This window comes from Corynebacterium tuberculostearicum (assembly GCF_046097465.1).
GTDB classification, from domain to species: domain Bacteria; phylum Actinomycetota; class Actinomycetes; order Mycobacteriales; family Mycobacteriaceae; genus Corynebacterium; species Corynebacterium tuberculostearicum_I.
The window spans coordinates 1,970,462-1,993,816 of the sequence record NZ_CP175799.1; the positions used below are offsets into that span (position 1 = coordinate 1,970,462).

General features: G+C 51.1%; 17 protein-coding genes and 1 pseudogene. 5 read left to right on the forward strand and 13 right to left on the reverse strand.

Translation table 11 applies throughout. The annotated features are described in order from the left end of the window. Window positions 1–9: 9 nt before the first annotated feature. The 4 genes and pseudogenes from ACKFRX_RS09315 to ACKFRX_RS09330 form a co-directional block, all read right to left on the reverse strand. The gene (locus ACKFRX_RS09315; RefSeq protein ID WP_200435368.1) at window positions 10–435 is read right to left on the reverse strand and encodes a hypothetical protein; all 426 of its coding nucleotides are present in this window, start codon (window positions 433–435) and stop codon (window positions 10–12) included. A gap of 563 nt (window positions 436–998) precedes the next feature. Then, window positions 999–1,424, reverse strand: coding sequence for a hypothetical protein (locus ACKFRX_RS09320; RefSeq protein ID WP_200435367.1), 426 nt, complete (start codon window positions 1,422–1,424; stop codon window positions 999–1,001). Between the two features lie 483 nt (window positions 1,425–1,907). Then, window positions 1,908–2,333 (reverse strand): hypothetical protein, encoded by a 426-nt coding sequence (locus ACKFRX_RS09325; RefSeq protein ID WP_179386802.1) that lies wholly within the window; start codon window positions 2,331–2,333, stop codon window positions 1,908–1,910. A 731-nt stretch (window positions 2,334–3,064) separates the two neighbouring features. Continuing rightward, a pseudogene (locus ACKFRX_RS09330) lies at window positions 3,065–3,280 on the reverse strand (UTP--glucose-1-phosphate uridylyltransferase); the annotation flags it as partial. Window positions 3,281–3,660: 380 nt separating this feature from the next. Here ACKFRX_RS09330 and ACKFRX_RS09335 point away from each other — a divergent pair. Then, complete coding sequence (locus ACKFRX_RS09335) at window positions 3,661–4,434, forward strand: glycosyltransferase family 2 protein (RefSeq protein ID WP_408927717.1); 774 nt, start codon at window positions 3,661–3,663, stop codon at window positions 4,432–4,434. Between the two features lie 142 nt (window positions 4,435–4,576). Here ACKFRX_RS09335 and ACKFRX_RS09340 read toward each other — a convergent pair whose 3' ends face one another. Continuing rightward, a complete protein-coding gene (locus ACKFRX_RS09340) occupies window positions 4,577–5,482 on the reverse strand; it encodes a UTP--glucose-1-phosphate uridylyltransferase (RefSeq protein WP_179386804.1) in 906 nt (301 codons plus the stop codon). A gap of 734 nt (window positions 5,483–6,216) precedes the next feature. Here ACKFRX_RS09340 and ACKFRX_RS09345 point away from each other — a divergent pair. Then, window positions 6,217–8,214: a glycosyltransferase gene (locus ACKFRX_RS09345; RefSeq protein WP_408927718.1), complete on the forward strand. Its 1,998-nt coding sequence runs from the start codon at window positions 6,217–6,219 to the stop codon at window positions 8,212–8,214. Then, window positions 8,204–8,809, forward strand: a complete 606-nt coding sequence (locus ACKFRX_RS09350; RefSeq protein ID WP_408927719.1) for a hypothetical protein — start codon at window positions 8,204–8,206, stop codon at window positions 8,807–8,809. The genes ACKFRX_RS09345 and ACKFRX_RS09350 overlap by 11 nt, the downstream gene beginning before the upstream one ends. A gap of 48 nt (window positions 8,810–8,857) precedes the next feature. On the opposite strand, the gene ACKFRX_RS09355 is transcribed toward ACKFRX_RS09350, so the two are convergent. Next, window positions 8,858–9,802, reverse strand: a complete 945-nt coding sequence (locus tag ACKFRX_RS09355; RefSeq protein ID WP_200435364.1) for an NAD-dependent epimerase/dehydratase family protein — start codon at window positions 9,800–9,802, stop codon at window positions 8,858–8,860. 335 nt (window positions 9,803–10,137) lie between these two features. On the opposite strand from ACKFRX_RS09355, the gene ACKFRX_RS09360 reads away from it, so the two are divergent. Beyond that, on the forward strand, window positions 10,138–11,181 hold the full coding sequence (locus ACKFRX_RS09360) for an ATP-grasp domain-containing protein (protein WP_302258388.1): 1,044 nt from the start codon (window positions 10,138–10,140) through the stop codon (window positions 11,179–11,181). Between the two features lie 168 nt (window positions 11,182–11,349). After that, window positions 11,350–12,513, forward strand: a complete 1,164-nt coding sequence (locus tag ACKFRX_RS09365; protein ID WP_408927720.1) for a hypothetical protein — start codon at window positions 11,350–11,352, stop codon at window positions 12,511–12,513. A gap of 53 nt (window positions 12,514–12,566) precedes the next feature. On the opposite strand, the gene ACKFRX_RS09370 is transcribed toward ACKFRX_RS09365, so the two are convergent. The 7 genes from ACKFRX_RS09370 to ACKFRX_RS09400 all read right to left on the reverse strand — a co-directional run bounded on the left by ACKFRX_RS09370 (window position 12,567) and on the right by ACKFRX_RS09400 (window position 23,298). Continuing rightward, on the reverse strand, window positions 12,567–14,414 hold the full coding sequence (locus ACKFRX_RS09370) for a hypothetical protein (protein ID WP_408927721.1): 1,848 nt from the start codon (window positions 14,412–14,414) through the stop codon (window positions 12,567–12,569). An 8-nt stretch (window positions 14,415–14,422) separates the two neighbouring features. Continuing rightward, window positions 14,423–16,633, reverse strand: coding sequence for a glycosyltransferase (locus tag ACKFRX_RS09375; protein ID WP_408927722.1), 2,211 nt, complete (start codon window positions 16,631–16,633; stop codon window positions 14,423–14,425). Window positions 16,634–16,642: 9 nt separating this feature from the next. Next, window positions 16,643–17,581 carry a hypothetical protein gene (locus ACKFRX_RS09380; RefSeq protein WP_408927723.1) on the reverse strand — a complete coding sequence of 313 codons (939 nt, stop codon included), beginning with the start codon at window positions 17,579–17,581 and terminating at the stop codon, window positions 16,643–16,645. After that, complete coding sequence (gene wecC / locus ACKFRX_RS09385; protein WP_284815461.1) at window positions 17,572–18,837, reverse strand: UDP-N-acetyl-D-mannosamine dehydrogenase; 1,266 nt, start codon at window positions 18,835–18,837, stop codon at window positions 17,572–17,574. Before wecC ends, ACKFRX_RS09380 begins: the two co-directional genes overlap by 10 nt. A 123-nt stretch (window positions 18,838–18,960) precedes the next feature. After that, window positions 18,961–20,634, reverse strand: coding sequence for a glycosyltransferase (locus ACKFRX_RS09390; protein ID WP_179387584.1), 1,674 nt, complete (start codon window positions 20,632–20,634; stop codon window positions 18,961–18,963). A gap of 230 nt (window positions 20,635–20,864) precedes the next feature. Further along, window positions 20,865–22,511 (reverse strand): hypothetical protein, encoded by a 1,647-nt coding sequence (locus tag ACKFRX_RS09395; RefSeq protein WP_200435359.1) that lies wholly within the window; start codon window positions 22,509–22,511, stop codon window positions 20,865–20,867. 10 nt (window positions 22,512–22,521) lie between these two features. Next, entirely contained in the window at window positions 22,522–23,298 is a 777-nt protein-coding gene (locus ACKFRX_RS09400) for a DUF6270 domain-containing protein (protein ID WP_179386815.1), read from the reverse strand. Window positions 23,299–23,355 lie beyond the last annotated feature (57 nt).

Genomic DNA, 23,355 nt, shown 5'->3' on the forward strand with positions numbered 1-23,355 from the left:
TCGCCAGACCTATTCTTCCCTTTCCCTTTTCCTAGCTTCTCTACGCTCACGCCTTCGAGCACGCTTTGCTTTGCGGATATCGACGACCCAACGCGGAACGAAAGGCCACGGAAGCGGGATCCCGAACGCACCAGTAAATCCAATGCCTCCAATGACAAGAGCTGCCATGACCGAAAACTTCAGCACCGCTGTTACAAACTCAGGAGGGTTTACACTTTCGACCAACCCTGCGATACCGCCAACGCCGAAAAATAGCGTGCCGTAAGGATAGAAGAAGAGGACGCCATCCCTCTCCATGCCTTCCCAGGCGGGTTCGTCATACCACTCTTCCGATCTGGGTTCCTTCCGAACGTCCAGGATGTAGTAGGTCCAGAAGAGCACCATAACGAGCACTGACCCAGCATAAAAGAGCAGTTCACCAGTATCCGCGTCCATAGAATAGGCCTCCCGTGGCTGCCGGTTGCGGTAGGTAAAAATGCTACCAGCGTCTGCTGGGGTGAGGGATGAGACGAAAGCGAAATATGGATGTGCACAAGCACCCGAGTCAAGGACAATTTATAAGAAATCCGGCTTTTATAGTGCTTGTAGTCTTGTACCCTTTCCTTTAGCGTGTATAACTTCCACAGCGTTCGCGCCACACGGACGCACCCGCTTTCACCCAGCTCACTATCGAGTCCTCTGCCACCTAGCCTGCCGACGCCCTCCCAACCAACCCCTCGGCTACCGAGGTCGGTCCCCAACTCCTTGACTGCGGCCTTGAGCGAAACATGTGAATGGCCCTCGTACATCGCGACCGCGTCACACTTGACCTGATCCGAATAAGCCTCCCTAGGCATGAAGGTAAACTACCTCTCCCCGACCCAACACGGCAGGAAGCAGAGGTGTCTACCAAACAGGGGTCAGGTCCTTCACCCCTTGACACCACGAATAGAAATCAAGGCAAATGCCTAGGAACAAACCCGGGGGACTTCATCTTGATGCTGGAAAAGCTGCCAGTCCTACTCTTCCCTTTCCCTTTTTCTGGCTTGCCTGCGCTCGCGCCTTCGAGCACGCTTTGCTTTGCGGATGTCAACGACCCACTTCGGAACAAACGGCCACGGAAGCGGAATCCCGAACGCACCCGTAAATCCAATGAACCCGATGCCGAGAGCCACCATGAACGAATACATCAGCACGGTTGTGACAAATTCGGGAGGATTCATACTCTCTATCAACCCTACGACGCCGCTAGCGCCCAAAATTAGCGAGCCGTAAGGATAGATGAAGAGGACGCCATCCCTCTCCATGCCTTCCCAGGCGGGTTCGTCATACCACTCTTCCGCTCTGGGTTCCTTCCGCTCACACTTGATGTAGTAGGTCCAGTAGAGCACCATGACGAGCACTGACCCGGCGCAAAAGAGCAGGTCCCCAGTATCCAAGTCCATAGAATAGACCTCCCGTGGCTGCCGGCTGCGGTATGTAATTTAAACGCTACCAGCGTCTGCTGGAGAGAGGACTGAGACGAAAGCGAAATATGGATGCACACAAGCACCCGAGCCAAGGAAAAATTATAAAAGACCTGGCTTTATGATGCTTGTAGCCCTGCGTCTAAGAGGCTCCTTCCCTTTAGCGTGTCTAACTTCCACAGCGTTCGCGCCACGCGGGCGCGCCCGCTTTCGCCCTGCTCACTATCGAGTCCTCTGCCCCGCCTTGCTTGCCGACGCCCTCCCAACCAACCCCTCGGCTACCGAGGTCAGTCCCAAACTCCTTGACTGCGGCCTTGAGCGAAACATGTGATTAGTCCTCGTACATCGCGACCGCGTCGCGCTTGACCTGATCCGAATAAGCCTTCCTAGGCGTGGAGGTAAACTACCTCTCCCCGACCCAACACGGCAGGAAGCAGAAGTGTCTACCAAACAGGGTCAGGTCTATTCCTGCCTTTCCCTTTTTCTGGCTTGCCTGCGCGCACGCCTTCGAGCACGTTTTGCTTTGCGAATGTCGACAACCCAACGCGGAACAAACGGCCACGGAAGCGGAACCCCGAACACACCCGTAACTGCAATGAAGCAGAGGATGAGAGCTGCCATGAGCAGAAACGTCAGCACCGTGTAGACAAACTCGGGAGGGTTTAAACTATCGACCAACCCTCCGATACCGCTAACGCCGAAAAATAACGAGCCGTAAGGATAAAGGAAAAGGGGGCCGTCCTTTGCTCCGCCGTCTACACCGCCTGAGTCGTACCACTCTTCCGATCTGGGTTCCTTCCGCTCACACTTGATGTAGTAGGTCCAGTAGAGCACCATGACAAGCACTGACCCGGCACAAAAGAGCAGATAGGGAATATCCGTGTCCATGGATATAGCCTCCCGTGGATACTGGTTACGGTATCTAATTAAACGCTACCAGCGTTTGCTGGGCTAAGGCACGAAACGACGTACGGACGCGCATAAGCACCGCAACCAAGGACAATGTATAAGACCGACCACGTGTGATGCTTGGAGCTTTGCGACCAGGAGGCTCCTTCTCTTTAACCTGACCGGCTTCGACAACAACCGCGCCACGCAGACGACCCCGCCTTCACGATGCTCACCAGCGAGCCCTTTGCCACCGCCTTTGCTTGCCGACGCCCCCTTACCACCTCAACCCCCGCACACAGCGCCTACCCAGTACTTTTGGGCTGGAGTTGGCGCTTGAGGGTGTGTGCTGTTTGATGGATAAGGGGGCGTCGCTAAGCGGGGCCCCGTTGCGAAGGCCTTCCGCATCACCACCCTCATCCGGACCGGCACGCTGCACCTCCATGAGGCTGCTGACCTGCGCCCGGAGAGTTTCTGGTTCGTGGAGAAGACCAACGCCGGTGAATCGGAACTCAATAACCTCCGTGGAGCATTGGCCGCGCTGCGGGAGCTCGTTCGGGCTCGGGCAAAAGGAGCGGGCGCTTGGCGACGCCTCCCCCAACCCCCTATCCCAATCCTTAAACCAAGATTGCCCACATTTCCGCCCCTTCACTGAAGCCCCTAAAGAAACCCCATTCGCGCTACTTCATGGGCAAGGTTGAGACCGCGGCCGACGCAGTCTTCTCCGACGTCTAGTTTCGCTCCAGTCGGAATTTTTCCATAATCGCTTCCAAGTCATAGAACAATGCCGGTCCGTACTTCGGGTGGCGAAGGCCAAACTCGACGCTAGCTGGAATGAAGCCAGCGGGATTGCCGAAGTCGTGCCGGATGCCATCATGCACCACGACGTGGACAGGGTGGCCTACGGAGATGAGCAAATCGATGGCGTCAGTAAGCTTCAGCTCCCCAGCCTAAAGACTTGTCTTGAATCATTGAATCCGCATGAATACTTTCCGCCGCAACTGCACCTTCGCTGCCTGCTCGACTATTCCTCGAGCACGAAGATTCTCAACTAGAGCTGCGCACTTATCAACATGGCAAAACACCTCGTACTTACTAAAGACGTCACCATCACCAACCCTAAATGCCGCCGCAGATTCCTCCATGTTTATCGGAATACAAAGGAAACCAGTGGCCGGAAAGCATCCTCCTTGGGCGCTCCTTAACTGCCTTCTGGTCAAATCTTCCAAAAGAAGAATTAAAATTCAGCAATCACAAACCGAATTCGGTCGCGGGTTAGCTAAACTAGTCCAGAAAGAATCTGCGACGCATGAATTAGGGAAGCAATATGGAACTGCACATTTTAACCATGTCTCGTGGTGATGCGCCTCGCCTCAGGGACTGGATTTTGTACCACCACGAAATCGGCTTCAATTACTTTCATATCATTCTCGACGCCCCGAATGACGAAAGCGAAAACGTTCTTAAAGAAATCTCGGCAGTAGTTCCGTTGAACCTTGACATTACCGTCAAGGAGGCGAACGGCTCTTACTTCGACAATTTATCCCCTGAGGAGAAATGGACTGAAGTTAAGAAGTGGCAATCCGAAAACGCTGAGTATATAGAAAACAGCGGCTTGCCAATTGTAGATCCGCTTTCTGACCGTCAGTACAAGTACTTGCCGGAAAAGTTAGCTGAGTTAAAGGAGTCATTCCCAGAAGATTGGGTTGCCGTTATTGACGTCGATGAGTACATCGCATTGCCTAGCGCATCGACCCTGAAGTCGATTATTAAAAACGCAAAAAGCCCCAGACTTCGGCTATTAAATTTCAATTTTGATATGTCGAATTGGACACCCGATCAGCTTGTACGAAATCAAGTTCATCGCTGGGCTCGCGAAGACATCGTTGAATACGGAAAGGGCTGGGACAAAAGAGTCAAATCAATAGTAAAGATTTCGGAAGCCCTCCCAATGAGTTCTGTACACTCAATTTCTCGCGGCTCTTTTGAGAGGCTCCCAGAAGAAACTGCAAGACTTCACCATTACAAGCACCCAAACCAATCCTTAGGTCTGGAATATTCCGTACTTGATTCCACGATTGCTCCCGAAACCCGAAAATAGCCTCGGACGGGGTTCCCTATTGACTAGATAGCCTGGCCTCAGAACTACGATCATCTAAACGAATATTTCCAGTTTTATACAAGCTCGAAACATAGTCGGTCGAGGCATGGGGCATATACCGGGTTAACGAGTTCGGGTCTCCCTATCCCAGTTCACGCCGGTACTTGTCCATAATCTCCTCCAAATCACGGAACAGCGCCGGACCGTACTTTGGATGACGCAGTCCGAACTCAACGCTGGCGGGAATGAAGCCAGCCGGGTTGCCAAGATCGTGGCGGATACCATCGTGGACTACCACGTGGACGGGGTGGCCTTCGGAGATGAGCAGATCGATGGCGTCGGTAAGCTGCAGCTCCCCGCCCTTGCCGGGTTTGATGCGGCGGAGGGCGTCGAAAATCGCGCGGTCCAATAGGTAACGGCCCGTGGCCACTAAGTTCGACGGCGCATCCTCAACGGCGGGCTTTTCCACCATGCCTACGACCTTCTTCACGCGGGCGTCGCCAGTAGCCTCAATATCGAATACGCCATAGCTTGAGACGTGTGCGGGATCGACTTCCACCGCCAGCAACACGGAACCGCCTTGCTCCTGGCGCACCCGAATCATCTCACTCATGGCTGCGGTCGGCTCAATGACGTCATCGGGAAGCATGACAGCAAAGTAGTTTTCGTCGTCATCCAAAACAGACTCGGCCAGACCCACTGCGTGCCCCAATCCCAAAGGCTTGTCTTGGGTTACGGCAACTGGATGAATAATCTCCGCGGCACGCTCAACCTTCGCTGCCTGCTCGTCTTTGCCACGGGCACGGAGAAGCTCCACGAGATCTGGGAACTCATCAAAGTGGCGCATGACTTCGTCTTTGCTTGGCGACGTCACAATGGCCAACCTCGATGCCCCCGCGGCCGCAGCTTCTTCCGCAATCATCTCAATGCCAGGGGTGTCCACAACCGGAAGCAATTCCTTGGGAACAGTCTTGGTCGCGGGCAAGAAACGAGTTCCCATGCCAGCAGCTGGGACAACGACGGTGCGGACAGAAGTGGAGTTAGCCATGAAGCAATCGTATTATATTGTGCACTCTGACCATGGTTACACCCTCCAGATTTCCGGCAAGCAAATTTCTGACTCGCGCCGACAATAGGGCTGGCTTCGCCCACGCTTAATGAGACTCCAAACGGTTCTTTGCCTCTGTATGCTAGACGCGCTGTGACCACGCATTAGTTAGAACGATGAACACTAGAGCTTCGAATTCATCGGCAGTACACATTTGATTGAGTCTCAAATAATGGGACGATGATGGACCAAGCTCTTATTAAAGCCTATCTCAGGTCCCGACCTTGTCTCGCCTGTCGCACCTATGCCCAGTATCATTAAAGATCTTGGTCTAGACCAGTAAAGGACTCTCTCTATGAAGAAAAGATTTTCCATTCCTTTCGACGCCACTAGTTGTTCCATAGCTCTTCGGCCCGAAAAGGACTTACGCTGGGCTTTTTATGCCTTCAAAATCGATTTCCCAAAGATTGAAAACCCTGAATCTTTGGCAGAATCGACTGGACTCAAATGGAGCCCCGGCCTCAACTCCCTCTACCGATATTCCAGTAGCTCTCAGGGAGGCGAAACCACGTACAACTCCCCCTTCAAACTGCCCCAAGGCTGTGACGAAGTAATCATCGAGCCCGTCCAATGGAAGGATCGGGCTAACCCAATTCCCATCCCACCTTTCGAGCTAGTTGTCACGGCCAATTGGCCTGGGGCAAATGTAGTTACTATTTTTGGAGAGCCGCTTAATGACTGACATTTCTGTAGTAATTGGATTCCGCGATTGGGGCGCACTCCGGCTTGAGCTAGCACTGGAGTCTATCCGTCAATCTTTTGGCCAGTTCGATGGTGAGGTAATTCTTTCTGACTTTGGCTCTACTGACCATGAAGCAAACCGCAGGCTCGCACAGAGACTGGGCGTGAAATACGTATTTACACCGGACCAAGGTTACTGGTCTCGTTCTGAAGCTCTTAATGCAGGATTCGTACACGCGGACGGCGAAATCCTGGTATCTACCGATGCAGACATGGTTTTCACGCCTAAGGCGTTTGAGCGCATTGCCGCCGTAGCCAAACAGGATGGGCAATCTGCTTACTTCTTGCAGTGCCGGGACCTTCCCGAGGGAATGGACGATTCTTGGGTAGCTGAGCACCCCAATAGCTGGAAGGAGATGGAACGAGCTTCTCGGCTACGTCCACGCTGGGGAATGGGCGGAATGATGGCCATTCCTCGAGAAGGCTTCGACCTCATTCGTGGGTTCGATGAACGCCTTCACACCTACGGCGGTGAGGATCTCGATTTCGCGCAACGCGCCCGTCGAGCTGGATACAGGACGGTCTGGATAGATGACCCCGAGGTGCGCATGTACCACATGTGGCACCCCAAAACGATCAACACTGTTAATCAAACCGACGAAGGAAGAGAAGCCGTACGCTTCAACAGGTCCGTCGTCCACCACGACAAGTCGTTCGTACGAAATACCAATCAGTGGAAACATCGCCGTGGCGACGAGAACCCGGCGGTATCGGTGGCCATTTCCACCTATAACCGCGCAGATTTCCTTAGAGAAACGATTCTCTCGGTGCTTAACCAAACGATGCAGGATTTCGAAATCGTAATCGTCGACGATGGCGGCTCTGACCACACGAAGCAGGTCGTAGACGAATTTAACGACTCCCGAATTAAGTACTATTGGCAAGAAAATCAAGGGATCTCGGCTGCACGAAACCTTGCAGCCGAGAAAAGCACTGGCTTCTACACTGCCGTCATCGATGATGATGATCTCATGCACCCTAACCGGCTCCAATGGCAGCTCGAGGGGATCGAGGCCGGCGCCGTTGGCAACGTTGGCTGCTTCATCAACTTTGAGCACGACGACGGAACCATGCAACTCTTCGTGGGTAAGAATCCTACCGCGGAGCGTTCCATTCCTACTGGTTCCGCACCGGGGCATGGTACTTGGATGCTGCAAACAGACGTCATTCGAAAGCTAAAATATGACACTTCTCTTTCTAGCGGCGTAGACAACAATTTCTTCCTTCGCTTGCTCCGCTCGGGCTACAAAGTAACCCACACAGGCAAGCCCCTCACGCTTCGCCGTATGCATTCAAGCCAGGTAACTAATACCGACGTAGGCAATCAAACGCGTGCAGCCGCAGAAACTCTCAACTTCCTGCGCTGGCGATATGACGAAGCACAGCGCAAAATTGCTGAAGAACGGGCCAATGCCACACCACAGTGGCCAAAGATTGGTGACAAGAAGGAGATGCTGGAGGAAGCACGCCGCTACCTCCCCGATCACCTCAGCACCAAGAATTTAATCGTCACCTCGCCCCTACCCCAAGCGGAATGGACCGGCCAAGTAACTGCCACGAAGGTCCATTTACTAAAGCACGGGGAAGACGAAGCCGAGGAAGTCATCACCGACGTTTCGATCATTCTCACCGCTAGCTACGAAGATATGGTTAAGCTGCGCCAAAGTGGGGCCGAATTCAGTGTTGCTCTGGCGGACGGAGATGCACCTAGTGATCCGTTAAATGTACTAGCAAACGGAATCATTCCTTCCCTGAATACCAGCAAGCCCGATGCAGTATTTGCACTATTCGTCCGGCTCGCACCGGAAGACAAGTTCGACGTGTTCGTAGGCGACCATGGCTTGATCGCCGACAAGTTCAACACTCTAGAGAACAAAGCCAACGCGTTTGTAGTAGGACCGAAGCACTTCGAGGCAGATAATGAAGTTTAAACGAATTCAGGAACCAGGAAACCGAACTGGCTACGAAGCCGTTCTCTCGGAATACGACTCTATTCCCCCGAGCAACAAAGTCATCATTGATGAATTGCCGGAAAAGATTGACCCGAACCGCGAGGCCATTGCGCTATATCTCATCTTTGGAAAGTGGGTAGGTTCTGATTTCGCAGTCCCGCAGTGGATGTCCCCTCATACCGGTGAAACCATTGCACGGGCAGCATCTCCTATCACTGTTAACCCAACGCCTTTTGAGTACTACCCAAAGGGCCTTCCTATAGGCAACCGAGACCTCTTATGCACCGACTCAGTCGAGGTTGGCAACGAGCAAAGTACGGTTTCAGTCCTTCCCGCTCACTCTTGGTCCGGCGCAGTGAGAGGTTTCGATTCGCTCATGGTTTCTTCTAACGCCTTTGTGTTTCAGGAAACCCCCGAAGACGTAGCCCCGCTAGTAGGAATCGCCGTTCTTTTCACTGAGGATCTGAACGCTGATTCTGTGTGTGTCCGAGCTAATCTTGCCGAAAGTGAAGAGAACCGAATAGCCGAGCTTCTTTCAAGCGTCCGCTTGGGTTTTAAGGCTACACAGGGCTAACCGCACAGAAATAAGGGCTCTCGCAAGTTCTAGCGAGAGCCCTTAACTCTATTTAGCGCCGAGGCCACGGAAATAATCAAGGGTTTCCTCGATTCCCCGCCCAAGGTCATACTCCGGTTGCCAGTTTAAATACCTTTTTGCTTTTGAAGAATCTAACGAAGAACGAGGAACATCGCCCAATCGAGCCGGGGCAAACTCCGGGTCATCGGCCACACCCGCCGCCTTCGCTACTGCTGTGTGTAGTTCCCTATCGCTAGTCTCCACTCCCGTACCGATATTGAAACGCCCGAAGTCACCGGGTGTGGTAGCCGCCAAATAGAAAGCTCGAGCAACATCTTTGACGTACACGTAGTCACGAGTATTGGAGCCCGAACCAAATACCTTGGTGGGTTTACCGCTCAGAAGCCGCTGGCTGAAAATCGCAACGACCCCGGCTTCACCATGGGGGTTCTGGCGTGGACCATAAACGTTAGCCGGCGCTACGAAACTTACGCTGATACCGTACAGCCGGTGGAACATCTCCAGATATAGTTCGCCGGCAGCTTTGCTGGCAGCGTAGGGGGACTCGGGAGCGAGCGGATTATCCTCGTTTACAGGAAAACTTGCGGGACTGCCATAAATCGATCCTCCGGAGCTGGTGTGAACGATTTTCTGTACACCACTGCGGCGGGCGGCGTCTGCCAGTTTGATCGTTGCAATAATGTTTAACTCAGCGTCTTCAACTGGGTCTGCCACCGAATGCCGCACATCAATCTGGGCAGCTAGGTGGAACACAACATCAGTGGGATGCTCTTGGAAGAAGGCACCGAAATCAAAATTCTTTATATCGCCTTCAATGATTTCAACTGTTCCGGATTTCATGGCGGATTCTAGATTGACTTTCCGACCCGATGAAAAATTGTCCAACACAGACACAGAGTGTCCCTCAGAAACAAGTAAATCCACCAAGTGAGAACCGATAAACCCGGCTCCTCCGGTAACTAGAGCGCGCATGCCCTTAACAATAGCACCGCTTCAAAATTCCCTGACAATTAACTGTGACCACAAAGAGGACCAGGGATTACTTCCCCTTTTCCTTCACCCATCCTCGTCTGCCATAAGTGTGAAGGACCACATGCTATAAGCCAAATGCTCTCAGGACTCTACCGACCAAGCATAGAAGCCCCGCCACATCAGAGACAGCATCTTATGAAAGCTCAAGGAACTGCCTCCACTCACGCCGCACGTGTTGCGGAGATTTTGCAGGCTCATCGATGGGGCGAATTAGTGAGTAGGTCTTAGTGAGTTAGTCGGTGCAAAAGCGAGAACCTTAAATGTACTATGACTACGTGAGCTACGATCCTAGAAACCTAATTGCTTTGGTAAATGACGAAATTTTGAAACCAAAGCTGCCAATCAATACTTATGACCGGATTAAGTCCCGCACAAAACTTATGCTGGGCGAAGCGAGGTCCCGCGGCTGGGAGACCCAAAAAGTTAAAGACGGCACATGGATATTTTTGAATAACGGTAAAACGGTGGGAGGAACCGTTTACCACGGCCCTTCTACCCAGAGCATGTTCGCTAGAAGAGTTTCCAACGACAAACAGGCCACAAAATTGACCCTTCAAGCCAATAACGTGCCGACGCCTAACGGCCAGAAGTTCAATTCAGCCACTAAGGCTGAGGCCCTCGAATATTTTAAGGCGCAAGATCGCCCTGTCGTGGTTAAACCGAATGGCGGTACCCGAGGGCGAGGCGTGTCTCTCAATATCAAAGATACCGAGTCGTTTGAAAAAGCTTGGACTAAAGCAGCTGACAGCGGCTACGGCGATGAAATTGTAATCGAAGAATACTTCGCTGGTTTCGACATTCGCGTCTTAGTCATCGGTGGCCGTGTACGCGTTGCTTGCTCTAGGCTAAACGCATTTGTAGTAGGTGACGGGAAGCATACGGTTCAAGAACTGGTGGATCTCGAGCTCCGACGCCGACAGGCCGATGCTTACCTAAAATCTACGGAGATCAACATAGATGAAGATTGGCTAGCCGAAAGCCCTTGGACACTCGAGCAAGTGCCCGAGCACGGCGAAGTAGTCGTTCTAAATCCAATATCCTCCGTAGGTGGAGGCGGCTTCACGCTTAATGTCATCGATAAAATTTCTCGTCAACACATCGCGGTTGCGGAGCGCGCTGCTCGGGCTTTCCCAGGAACGGGAACAGTGGGAGTAGACATTTTCACCTCTTCCCTACAGCCTGACGCCGACATCACAGTTCTAGAAATCAATACGCAGCCTTTCTTCGACATTCACCACTATGTAAGTTACGGAGAGCCTGTTAATGCGGCTAGCTATATTGTCGACCAGATCGAGCGAACACAGCTGCTCTACTCTTAGGCACTAGTTAAGACTCTAGGCTTTGCTGGGTCGGCGTAACACCGCTGAACCTCTGCACTGCCTCGGGCTTAATAGTGAGAACCAAGGCGAACTAACTTGTCAGCCTGCCCTCCTTGCTAGAATCTGTGCGATAAGCAACCCACTCCTAGCTCAGATGATTGGAACTACATGCGTACCGAGCACCTAAACCATATTCTGGACTCTCTGCCCAGCCTTGAACAAAATTATTGGCAAGATGGCTACACCACAGGCATTCACAACGCGTGGATTCGGACTGTCCGCCGCTCGGGGCGCAACTTCCATATTGACCGCTCGAAAAAGAACCGTCCGTATATCACTCTAAAGGATTCTGCAGATGAACCCATCGGAGTAGTTACTCCTTGGAACGTACCTACCTGCACTAAGACAGCTGGGCGAATCTGCCAGAACAAAGTAAAAACACAAAAAATCCTGCACACTGCTGACATTAAAGTTCCCTGGTACCAGGTTTTTGGACCGGACGAGGCTGACAAAGCCTTCGACACCGCTTTTGCTCAAGGCCGGAGGGAAGTTGTGGTCAAAGCACCAAGCTTCTCCCAAGGTCTCGGAGTTTTTCTCAATGTTACTGAACAGGACTTCAAAGAGCGCTTCCACGAATGCGTGGAGATGCAAAAGGAACGAAAGCGAGAGCCCTCGGTAATTGTCCAAGAAATGGTTGACGGCTTTGAATTGCGCGTCACCGTTGTGGAGGGAGAGTTTTTCGGTTCAATCATCCGAATCCCTGCCTACGTTACCGGCGACGGAACCCACAATATCGAAGAACTGATGGCGCTTAAGAATGAAGAGCGTCAGAAGGACCGCGCACGAAGCAAGCGGCTTCTTCGCCGAAACGCGAACATGGAAGCGTTCATGCGATCCAATTCAATGTCTTTCTCCGATGTTCCCGAAGCAGGAGAACGCGTTCTCCTCAGCGCAATCTCTAATATTTCTTTCGGTGCTGAAACTGCAAACATCACCGATATCATTTCGGAGGAAATTAGGGACACCGCTGTTCGAGCAGTTGCCGCGATTCCGGGTCTATACACTGGCGGCGTCGATATCATGGTGCGTAGTTTGAAAGACGACATGCCACGAGTTTTGGAAGTCAACTCTTTCCCTCACGCGACATCCTTTATCTACCCCACTTACGGGGAATCTATAAACCCCATCGCGCACTATCTGGACTCGTACTACGCCCAGCACAAGTTTGCAAAAGGCACAGAAGAGACCTTCTCATTGAAAGAAAAGCAAATGCTTTCCTCTCGCCATGACTTCTGCAAACTAAAGCTGCAGCTATTTCCCACCGAAGACTAAAAGTAAGGCCGGTGAGCATGAGCACATCATGTTCACCGACCTACAGCCTTGGGCTAATCATCTTTCGCCGCTAGCCATTCCTTCCGCAGCCAACGATCAGCCACGTACAAACGCCAAATGAATTTCACGATCTCTCTTTGAGACGACTTTTCGGGAACGATAAGTTCTCCGTTCGCGGCCGCTTCCAGGATATTCCCAAATTCGGGAGTGACCTTTGAAATGAGCAGAGCCCAGTTAGCAGATTCCACCAGCTCTTTGGCCATCTGAACGGCCACAGCCTTGGTGTACTCTATCGCTTTTGAATCCTTAAGCCGAGGATCCACCTGTAGGAATTCATCGCTCTCATGAGCAGGAACTTCAGCATATCGCTCGGCAAAGGAATCTTCTCCAAGATTCTCCACCGGACCAGCACTCTCAAACCGCCATTTATTGCCGTTGGACAAAGGAATTCGGTTCGCTTCGGGCCAAATCATTTCTAAGGCCCTAAAGAGAACACGCTGTGAAACCTTCTCTGACATCGTCATAGCGTCAGAAATCGCAGCGACCTCTTCATCAGCAATTGGATAAGCAATGACTGCATCACGCTCGTAAAGGTTAATGTGTGCATGCAACCAACGTCCCGACCTAAAGTTTCGGGCAAAGAGATACAAGTACTCGAGGTCGATAGACGTCTCTACTTCACGCTGCCATTGTTCAAGGAAATAAGCGTACTGCGCTCGGATTCCCTCGTTTACGAACCACCCGGCTTGTCGTCGCAAAGCGTTTTGCAAGCCCGACCCAGAATAGTGCAGCTTCTTTGCCTGACCGCCCTTCATTAGTGGCCACTGCCCCAGCATGATTGCGTCACCGGCAACGCGCGGCGAGGAGCCATAATAAATAGAAGTATGCGGTTCAGAAGCCGGGATGCCATCAGACATGAGAATTGTTCGATCAACCTTTTCCGCCAAGCTTGACCGATCAACTGGGGCTGGTGCAGTTACTTCCAAGTTCTTTTTAGCTGCTCGGCACAAATTATGCGCCACTCGGACTTCTTCATCATTCGGCTTGCCAAAGGTTACCCCATAGACAGATTGCTCCGAGTCCTTAACTAATCCGAGCAATAGCCGGCTGTCTTTACCGCCACTCATTCGTAGTTGAACGTTCTTGCCCGAAAAATTCGCTAATGCTCTCCGAGTAGAGGCCTTTAGCGCGTCGGCAAGTGCTTCAGCTGCTTCCTCTTCAGAGTGAAGGTTTGGGAGGTTCGCGATTAGACCTGCTGGACGAGGAATAATCTTTACTTCTCCGGCCTCAATCGCTAGTGCCTCGTCCACTGCAATTGTAGATACCGCTTCAAACGGAGAAACAGCATCGAGGTTAAACCCAAACATCAAATACTGATCTAAAAAGTCAGTTTCCAATGCCACTGGAGAAGATTCGCCCTCCGCTCTTGCTACTGCAGCAAGAAGCGGCCGGTTGCTGGCGAAAACATAATCTTCCGTCTCCGCATAATGTACCGCTTCTAGAGCCGGAATTGTGTTCCATAGTATGACGCGATCGCGATAGCGCTCACCCCAGATCGCCGTATAGCTGCCCCAAACAGGATCGGTGTAAACAACCTCGCCGCCACGCCTGGACACCTTCTCTAACAGGAGCTCGGAAACATCCTGGCCGCTCGAATGCGCCCACCAGTCTTTCTTTGCGACGACGCGGTTCGACTCGTTCTTCCTTTTCCACACGCCTATAGAGGCAGTCCCATGCTGTCCCGGTGTGGAAACTTTTATTTCACTGCGATAGTGATCACTGACCAAACTGCGGTATTTCTGGAAGCACCGCCGTAGCAGTTCGGAATTATGCTCTGCAAGGTCGTCAGAAACGGTAGAGCGAAGCTTCTTCTTAGGCACCGCCAAAAGGTAAATGGACATCCTAGCTCCTAGATAGTTTCCGTACGCTCAGACTCCTTGACGGCAATATTTTGCCCGGTCAAGGCTTCGATCCATTCGGTAATAATTTTCTTAACTCCCCAACGGGAGGCGTATTCACGTGCCTTTTGGCCCTCTTCTGCAAATGTCTCCGGTTCACGTAGGGCGAGTACGCGATCGATTGCGAGGTCACTACCTCCATCTACATACGGACCAAAAATGTTCTTCGCCCCGTCTCTCTCCCACACGATGGGGACTGCACGCGAGGCCATTCCTTCTGCAGGCGCAAGATGGAAACTTTCCTCATCACTTGGCGACAACACGATGCCGATCTTCCTAAACCAAGACGCCATATCTGGCCCAAAATCTTCAAACACTACGTGATCCCGTAGTCGCTCGTTCGAGGCAATAGATGAGAAAAAATCTAGATACAACTGCTTCTGCAGCGGCTTACTCCATTCGTGAGGGTATTCCCATGGGGCCCTGCCTCTTATGTGAAGGATGTACCGGTCGTCTTGTTCCAATAGCTCTTCAAAAAATGAAACAGCTCTATCTGGTCGCTTCAAGAAGGGAACGTAGCCGACCAGACCAATATGGAACTGAGCTCCAAAAAGCTTTTCCCGGTCAAAGTCCACTAAATCAATTGCATTTGGAATTACCCGAGTAGCCGTGGATTGGAGCGGAAGTCGTTCCAGCGCCAATTCCTCGTAATGCTGCGAAACGAAAATCAATTCGTCCACGGCCTGCCAGTCGATTTCCTTCATCCATGGACCGGGACCACGAAGTTCGAATCCATGTAGACGACTAATTAGCCTCTGCCCTGCTCGCTTATGCTCTGCATACCAGCGAACTGACGGACCACACCATTCGCAAAATACAACGTCCGCCCAATCGACTAGTTTTCGGCTGCGTTCTTCGTCATGCTGATGCAGAGACGACCACACGTCCTTCTCGAGTATGAACCGTGGATCCTTCTCAAGCGCATCCACTAATTCGCCCATGAACTTGAAATCGTGGGATGCGATTACGACCTTAATCGCATCCATAGGCACTGCACGCTTACTAGAACGGACTATGCCGGCCGCTTCGAAGTAGCCAGTTAGACGATCTACCGCTGAATCCATTGAAAAGTTTGCTACCTTGCCCCGAACCTTTGGGCTCATTAGGTCAATAGAGTTTGCGGTTTTCGCAATGACCTTTGCGGCATCCACTGCGGTAGCTTGCGCATCGATAAAGAATGGATAATCGCTGCCGAAGAGAGCACGGGAGTCTTCGTTAAAGTTAACTAAGGCAGGAGTTCCAAGGGCAGAATATTCTAACGCCTTTGTGGAAACCTCAAGGCTTGAATCTAGTACCGCTGTCCGCCAACCTAATCCAATATGGGCGGACGAAATGGCTGCCATGGATTCATCCCGAGATACACCACCTAACCATTCAACTCCGCTATCAGCATCTGCCGCTGCCTTCTCTAGCGCATCTTTCATCTGAATGTGCCAAGAAGGATCTCTCTTATCCCTATTTATCTTGTCTCCGACAACTAATAGCTCTGAGTCGATTCCCAACTTTCTCAGATGCTTGGGAATCTCCAGCATTTCGAGTGTCTTCCAGTCCTTAGCCATCTTTCCCGCATAGACAATGCGGAGCTTGTCCGACTGTTCGTAGTTCTCCCCGCGTTTCTCCTTGGAAAACGCCTCACTCGGTACCATCGGAAGCATCAAGCAGGTCTTCCCTGCCGCGAATGGAGCGATCGATTCTAGATAGCTTCGGGCCGCTTCAGTTTGTACAAATACTCTCCGAGAGTTCGCCGAGATTCTTTGCAAACGGCCTACATTGGTTTTAGAAAGCTTGGTGATTGGGAAAGGAAGATCCGTTATATAAGCCCAAAGTATCGGCACCAAGGTCGAAGAGCGACTTAATGTGTGTGCCAAATTCAGTCCTCGAGAAACGAGGATGTCAGCACCGACCTTATTCGTCAACGATTCAAGGACAGGAACCGCGGCTTCCTCGTTGAGTGGAGAACTGGTGTCCGGAGGAAGATGTAGAACGACGTTTTCAATCTTGTCTACGGACTGTAAGAGACGATAGTTATCCGGCTTCATTTTGAGCTGGAGATGGACCTCATCGCATGTCTTTGAAAGCGTTTCGGTTATTGACATGAGCCAAATGGACGAACCATCGACAACATTCGGGCTGATGTCCCCATAAACTACAGCTATGCTCACTTCTTAACCTCACTTACACGCGTATGCGTCGATGGCCTTTATCACTGGGTTCGCCATTTCGGCGCTCCGAGAATCTTTCCTTGACTTCTTAGAAAGCACAACATCAGCGGCGTCACGCAAAACGCTCGTCATGTGTGAAGCTGGTGCATTAGCCACTACCGCCGTAACGACATTACCGTTTCGTTGCGCTTTCATAATCTGGCTATGGAGCTCCTGGAAAAGATGCGTTCCCTGAGCTGAAAGACTCCCGAACCAGCGACCAGAGGTTAAAGATGCTTCTTCGATAACGAGGTAGGAAATGTCGTTCCCTGCCTTCGCCAGGTCAACGGCAGAATCTATTTTCCGGACGGAGCAAAAGTCTGAAAGAATTTCACGTAGTTCGGAAGAGCCTAAAACGGCCACTACTCGACTCACTTCGCTGGCAGGATAGAGCAGTTCCCGTAGTTTTTCCTTGGAACCCTCCCCAGTGTCTTGCAGCGCCGCCTGTCGCCCAGCCACATGGGAGTTGGGCTTTTCGACAGGCTTCGATGCAGAGATACGCCTAGGCGAGAAATAGGATAGAGGTTCTGAGCTTCTGCCCCCTGAGCCTGTCTCCCCGTCCCGCCATTCCTCGACCGCGGAATTGATTTGAGTGAGTTGCTCTTCTTGAAAGCGTTGACTTTCTCTCGATTTAGCTATACTCCCCGACATGTTTCGGAGCAGCGACAACTCCTTTGCAACGGACATTACATTGCGGTAATCCTGACGGCGTTGTGCCTCCACTCGTCGTGCCCAAGAAACGCTCAAGACCAAAATCAGAGCTGCTATTAACACCGCCAAGATCAGCAGCCCCGCGCGAACCATATTGCTCGACAGCACCGCGGCTATTAACAACACAGCGGCTAACACGGCAAGACTTGCAAGCGACTTGCCGGATTCCAACCTCTTCATCCCTAGGATCAGCTCCACATGCCACGTGTGTCAACGACATTCTTTCCTTCCAAGACGCTCTTTTCGAGGCTCTTGAAAGGTGTATGGTCCACTAAGACAGCAACCACGGGGCTTGAAGATATCGCGTGAGAAGCGTCAACTAGCTGCACGTTTTGATATGCGGTTAGACTCTCGGGCAGCTCATTCACATTAGGCTCAGCTACTAGGATGTTTTTCTCTGGCCACTTCTCGGCCATTTGTTGCACGATAGACAGAGCAGGGGATTCTCTCAAATCATCGATATCCGGCTTAAATGCTATTCCCAGTGCGGCGATTGAATCTGCGCCTTCGGCCTCGACTGCTTCAGTAATTTTGGCAATAACGTAGGCAGGCTTGCCGTCATTAACCTCCCTCGCCGTACGGATCAGCTTGGCTTCCTCCTGAGCCGAAGAAACAATGAACCAAGGATCAACTGCAATGCAGTGGCCACCCACACCAGGGCCCGGATTCAGAATATTGACTCGTGGGTGATGGTTGGCGAGTTCAATCAATTCCCAAACATCAATTCCAAGCTTGTCTGAGATGATTGACAGCTCGTTTGCAAAGGCAATATTCACGTCCCTGAACGAGTTCTCGGTCAGCTTTGCCATCTCAGCGGTTGTTGCATTCGTCAATAGCATCTCGCCATTGCAGAAAGAGGAGTATAGCTGTTTCGCCCTATCCGTCGACAGGGGATTTAGGCCTCCGATAACTCGGTCATTAGCGGCCATCTCCTCCATAATCTTGCCCGGTAATACCCGCTCAGGACAGTGTGCGACTAAGAGACGGTTAGCACTTTCAGGATCCGTCGATAGGTCCGGCCTTTCGGCTAAAAGAATTTCAGCCATCTTTTCAGTGGTCCCTGGAGGGGAGGTTGATTCTAGGACCACGAGCGCCCCCGGTCGAAGCACAGGAGCAATATTCTTCGCTGCCGCTTCGATGTAGGACATATTGACTGAATAGTCATCATTGAACGGCGTCGGGACAGCCACAATGAACGCGTCTGCTTCCGCTACTTCTGTATCAGCCTTGAGATGTCCATCGGCGACTACGCTTTTTAATAAAGCTTCGAAGCCAGGTTCAAAAAAGGGCATTTCACCATTGTTGATCTTCTCCACATGGCGCTCATTGATGTCCACCCCCACTACGGAGATACCAGAATCAGCGATAAAAGCTGCAGTCGGGAGACCAATGTATCCCAGCCCAACAACACAAACCTTGTTTATGGGTCCCAATTGTTTCTCTTCAATGCTCACTAAAACCCCTCCTCGGGAGAAAAAGTATTTTCAAATTTTAATTCGACGTTCTAGAACCGCAGTATATTATTCCACAAAGGGGACGCTCCTACATCGAAAACCCTTGGGGAGCACGCGGTCCATCTAGCATTCAACAGCCTCGAAATTCCGACCAATCCCCACGACCTGCCCGTTAGCCAGAAACGATGCATTTGAGACTTCCCAAGTATGTTGTCCAGCATTTCTCATCTGAACAAAGTTGAAGCGGTCTGTGGAATATATTTTCCCCCCTTTCCTCAAAAGAGAACGAATAAACGCAGTGTCTTCCCCTCGGGAACGCGCCTCAAATTTATTTTCCGCAAACGTATTGCGGGGGCCGAAGAAAGTAGGGCCAGCTACGAAGTTCGTCCAGCGATGTTCCCTCTCCGGCCGCCTAACTATCAGCAATTCTTCATTGCCCAAAAACGCATAGTTTGCCTGTTTGCCTACCAGGTCAGCACCAGAAAAGGACCACGAGTTATACATATCCAAAAGATATGAAGCAAAGTAAAAATCATCATCATCAAACTTGGCGATGAAATCGCCTGACGAAGCAGCGATACCTGCATTTAAGCACTCTCCTAGCGAGGAACTTCGCTCCTCCCTAAGTACACGGTATTGATGAACTTTCGCCTCCTCAGCGAAGTTTGCAATCTCCTTGTCACCAACTTGAATCCCGTGCAGAACCAAAATCAGCTCGACATCCACTCCGGATTGCCGACCTACCTGCTCAAATACATGCTTCAATTGCCCTTCCCGCACCGTAGAGCAAATAACACTAACTTTTGGTTTAGTCTTCAGACCTTCAAATTCAGAGGGACTAACTCGTTCCAAAATCTCCATTGCCCGAGTTGTATAGGTATGGCTCTCCCAAATCCTTCTTTGCGCCCGATGTACCAGCCTGTCTCTCAACTCAGGAGAATTAACCAAGGCACGAATAGACAACGTGGCTTCTTCCCTACTATCTACAAGCACTAATTCAGTAGAAGGAAAAGTCTCCTCAAGTGCCTTGCTCCATGTAGAGACTACAGGCGTGCCAGAAGCAAGAAGTTCAAACACTCTACGGGAGCACATACTGGGACTGTCGACTACAGAGTTCACATTTAGGAAGACTTTGAAATTCTTGTAAGCCGCAATCATTTTTTCGTACGGCAGAGACCCCACAACTCTTTGGGAAAACGGCTGCGGGAAAAGATAACGCTCGTCTTTTCCCTCGAATCTAGAGAAGATACGGAGACCGTCTTCAAGATGCCCTGATGCGTCCATAGCTCCGCCCAGCAGCATCTCCATTTGCTCACGGCGTTCTGGATATTTGTGAGCAAAATACATGCCTGCAAAAGCCACGTCTCCTTTCTGATAGTTAGGCATATCAGTCCGGATAGGGTTATGAATCGCAGGCTGAGCAGCAAAGCTCAAAGGCCACACTCGGTCATGCCCCAAAGCCTGCTTATAGGCACCTACCAAATTGACATCACTCGTAAACACGAAATCGAACAATCGTGCAGTATCCAAGAAGTCCTCAAAATGGGGAGGATCCTCTTTATTCCAGAAGGCCGTAGGAATCCCAAGTTGCTTACATTGCTCGACGATCACGGAAAGCGCGGTGCTGGGAGCGGCACCGCCAGTCAATTGGTATTTCCAGGCTCCTCCATTTCCGTCCCAAGCACTCTCGACCAAGAATAAATCAAGCTCAAGGGATTGAAGTTTCGATTCTTCCCCAGGCAAGATTGGCACGATTGTAAATTCCTCTCCCCATGCCAGGAGAGAAAATTCATCCATGATTACGCCAACGCGTAGGTCCTTGAATGGGCTTGTCCTGTTAGTTATCCCTTGGGCGGTTACTGCCAGTGGGTCAAACGTAGCGGTCCTTTTGCTTACCGTTCCTACGTTAAATCGCCTTTTAGTCTGGCGTATTAATTCAGAAGGGCCTTCATCTCGGGCCACCTGACGCGCCCGTTTAAAATAGTATTCAGTTTTATTCACCATCTTGTTTATTCTTCCATTTTGAGTCACAGAGGCCACCCACTCCAACGAATTATTGTTTTGTACACTGCTTTGTTTAACCGATTCTCGTACGACAAATTGAGCATTGGCCAGATTATTCTCCTAGTATTGAACGGAAGACCTATTGAGGGCCCTAACTCATATTCGGAGTATCCCGCAGCAGCCCAACTGGTCATTCGATTTTCCCAATAATAGAGGTCATAGAAGCTTGCTAGCGACGGGGAGACTGAATCTAGCTGCGTATAAGCTATGTACTCCTCCATCTCTGCGACAAGGCGAGAATTGGAGGAAAATTTACTCGTCGTAAACTTTTCGGCTAGAATTTCGCCGTTAACTGGACTTTCAGTCCTATCTCTATAAAAGACTGTGCCGATTTCACCACCGATCCCAAAAAGGACTACGGATTCTTTGGGGAAGTTCTGCCACATAGTTTTGGCTAAAGCCGGAAAACGAGCCCAAGTAGGAAACGATCGTTTGTACGCGGAAGCAAACTTTCCCTCAAAAATGAACGGTTCCACTTTCACTACCTTGTGTTGCAGACCAGACAGCAAAGCTAGGAAATTGGCTCCTTGGAGATCATTGATCCCTAAAGGATCCTTTCTCTCCGCGAAAATGTAGGTCATAGCTTTCGTGAAGTGTTTTTGGAAAAGATCAATGCATGACAACAGAACTACCAAAGAATCTTGGCCTGAGGTCAAAGCGAGATAGGTTTTATCAGAGGAATTGAGCCACGCCGAAGTCTGCACCCTAAGCTCACCAATCAGAATGCGAGCGACCTCTTTTGGCGAATATTCTGCTGATACTCGGTGCTTTTCCAATGGGAAAATGCGGGAGTGCAGGGCCCTTTCTCCGTCAAAAGACAGCACACAATTAGCACTTACTAGGTCGGTGCAATCATGCGGCGTAATGCGGCCTGGCAACCATTTTCCCGCAGCACTCACATAGTCAGGATTTGAAAGAACCCAATATGCTCGCTTCCTCGAGAATTCTTCTATCTCTCTAGCGACCAACGCAGAATGCGATGCAGCGAAAAGTTGTTTATTTCTGACGGTCCAGTAACAACTTCTGCTTGCCATTGCATCTACGTGAATACGCCACTGGTCATCACGCCCGGCGATAAGGACGAACCGGCCCCCTAGCCACAGGACGTACTCATCAATCGCATCGAGGCTATTTCCAGACAATATTAGATCAGCAATACGGTCAGCGATGAGGTCACTATCAGATATTCCTTCTTCCGAGTCGATAGCAACCCCCAGCACGGCAACTGAGACTCCACGTTTCTGGGCCAATGCAACAGGAAGGTTTTCTTCAACCCGAAGGCGCCCCTCACCTAGAGCCAGCTCTTTCCAACGCGGTGAAGGCGGTGGTTGAAGAAACCCTTGGTTGCTGAACTCGTATCCACGCGAAAAAGCCCGCACTTCCCCGCTATTGCCAGACCTTCGCCGATTCTCTCCCACCGCAGCGTCTGACAACCCGCGCCAAGCTCTTTGCAGGGTGGATTTCGCGTTTTCGTCCAAATCCGGTCCGAGAAAGCGAGTACCCACAGTCGCCTCGACTCTGGAACGCCCCCGATATACTCGCGCTCTAATACCGTGCGGGATTTGACGAGCTCCCTTCAGCAAGGAAGCCAGCAAACCTTCTAGTTTCATATCTATGCCGCTAATTCCTAGTCTGGTGTACTGATTTCTTAATCTCGTACTCCATCGAAGCATACGCCGAACGAGTGAAGTGGAATGGTGCATTTCCCCACTTATGGTTCTCGTCAGCTACTGTGCCGTCGATCCTTGACACAGTAATCCCCAGTCTTTCTAGAACCACGTAATATTTACGGAACATCTCATTGTACTGCGAGGCAGATAAACCACGTATCCGGCCAGTCTTCTTATTGTCTGAGCGATACTCGGCCCATTCCGGTGCCAAGACTAGGCATTTTTGCTTCAAACCAAGAAAATCCAAAAACTCAGTAAATAAAGCTGCAGCCCCCTGCCAACGCTGGAAGTGCTCGGCGGACCCGAAAGGAATCTTTCTGGCCGTTTTCAGGATTTGGGGCACGCCCTCCAGCCGCCTAAGTTCCGCGCTATTGGTAGCAATGCTCCCATCTGGAAACTCCCAAACCCCGGTCCGTTCAACGACCAAGTCCCAGACAAAAACATCAATACCGTTTTTCTTCGATATTTCGCGCATGAGGTTTCCCGACAAATCACTCTCTAACATGCGCTGCTGGAAAGAGCTTTTCAGTTTGAAATCAGGAATATTGGATTTCGCGTCTGAGCCCACGGAAAGTAGAGACTGACGTGCCACATAGCGGAGCACTTTGAAGTCGGTGTGCTTAGCGAACTCAACAGTGTCCCGACTCACACACCCACCAAAAATAAAGGTACGGACAGGCGTGGCTTCTCCTTTGGAAGATGCCGGCTCAAAGTTTCCTAACTGCATACGATGATTCTAGACTATCCTCAGTGACAGTTTAGACCGTAACTACAGAGCAATCAT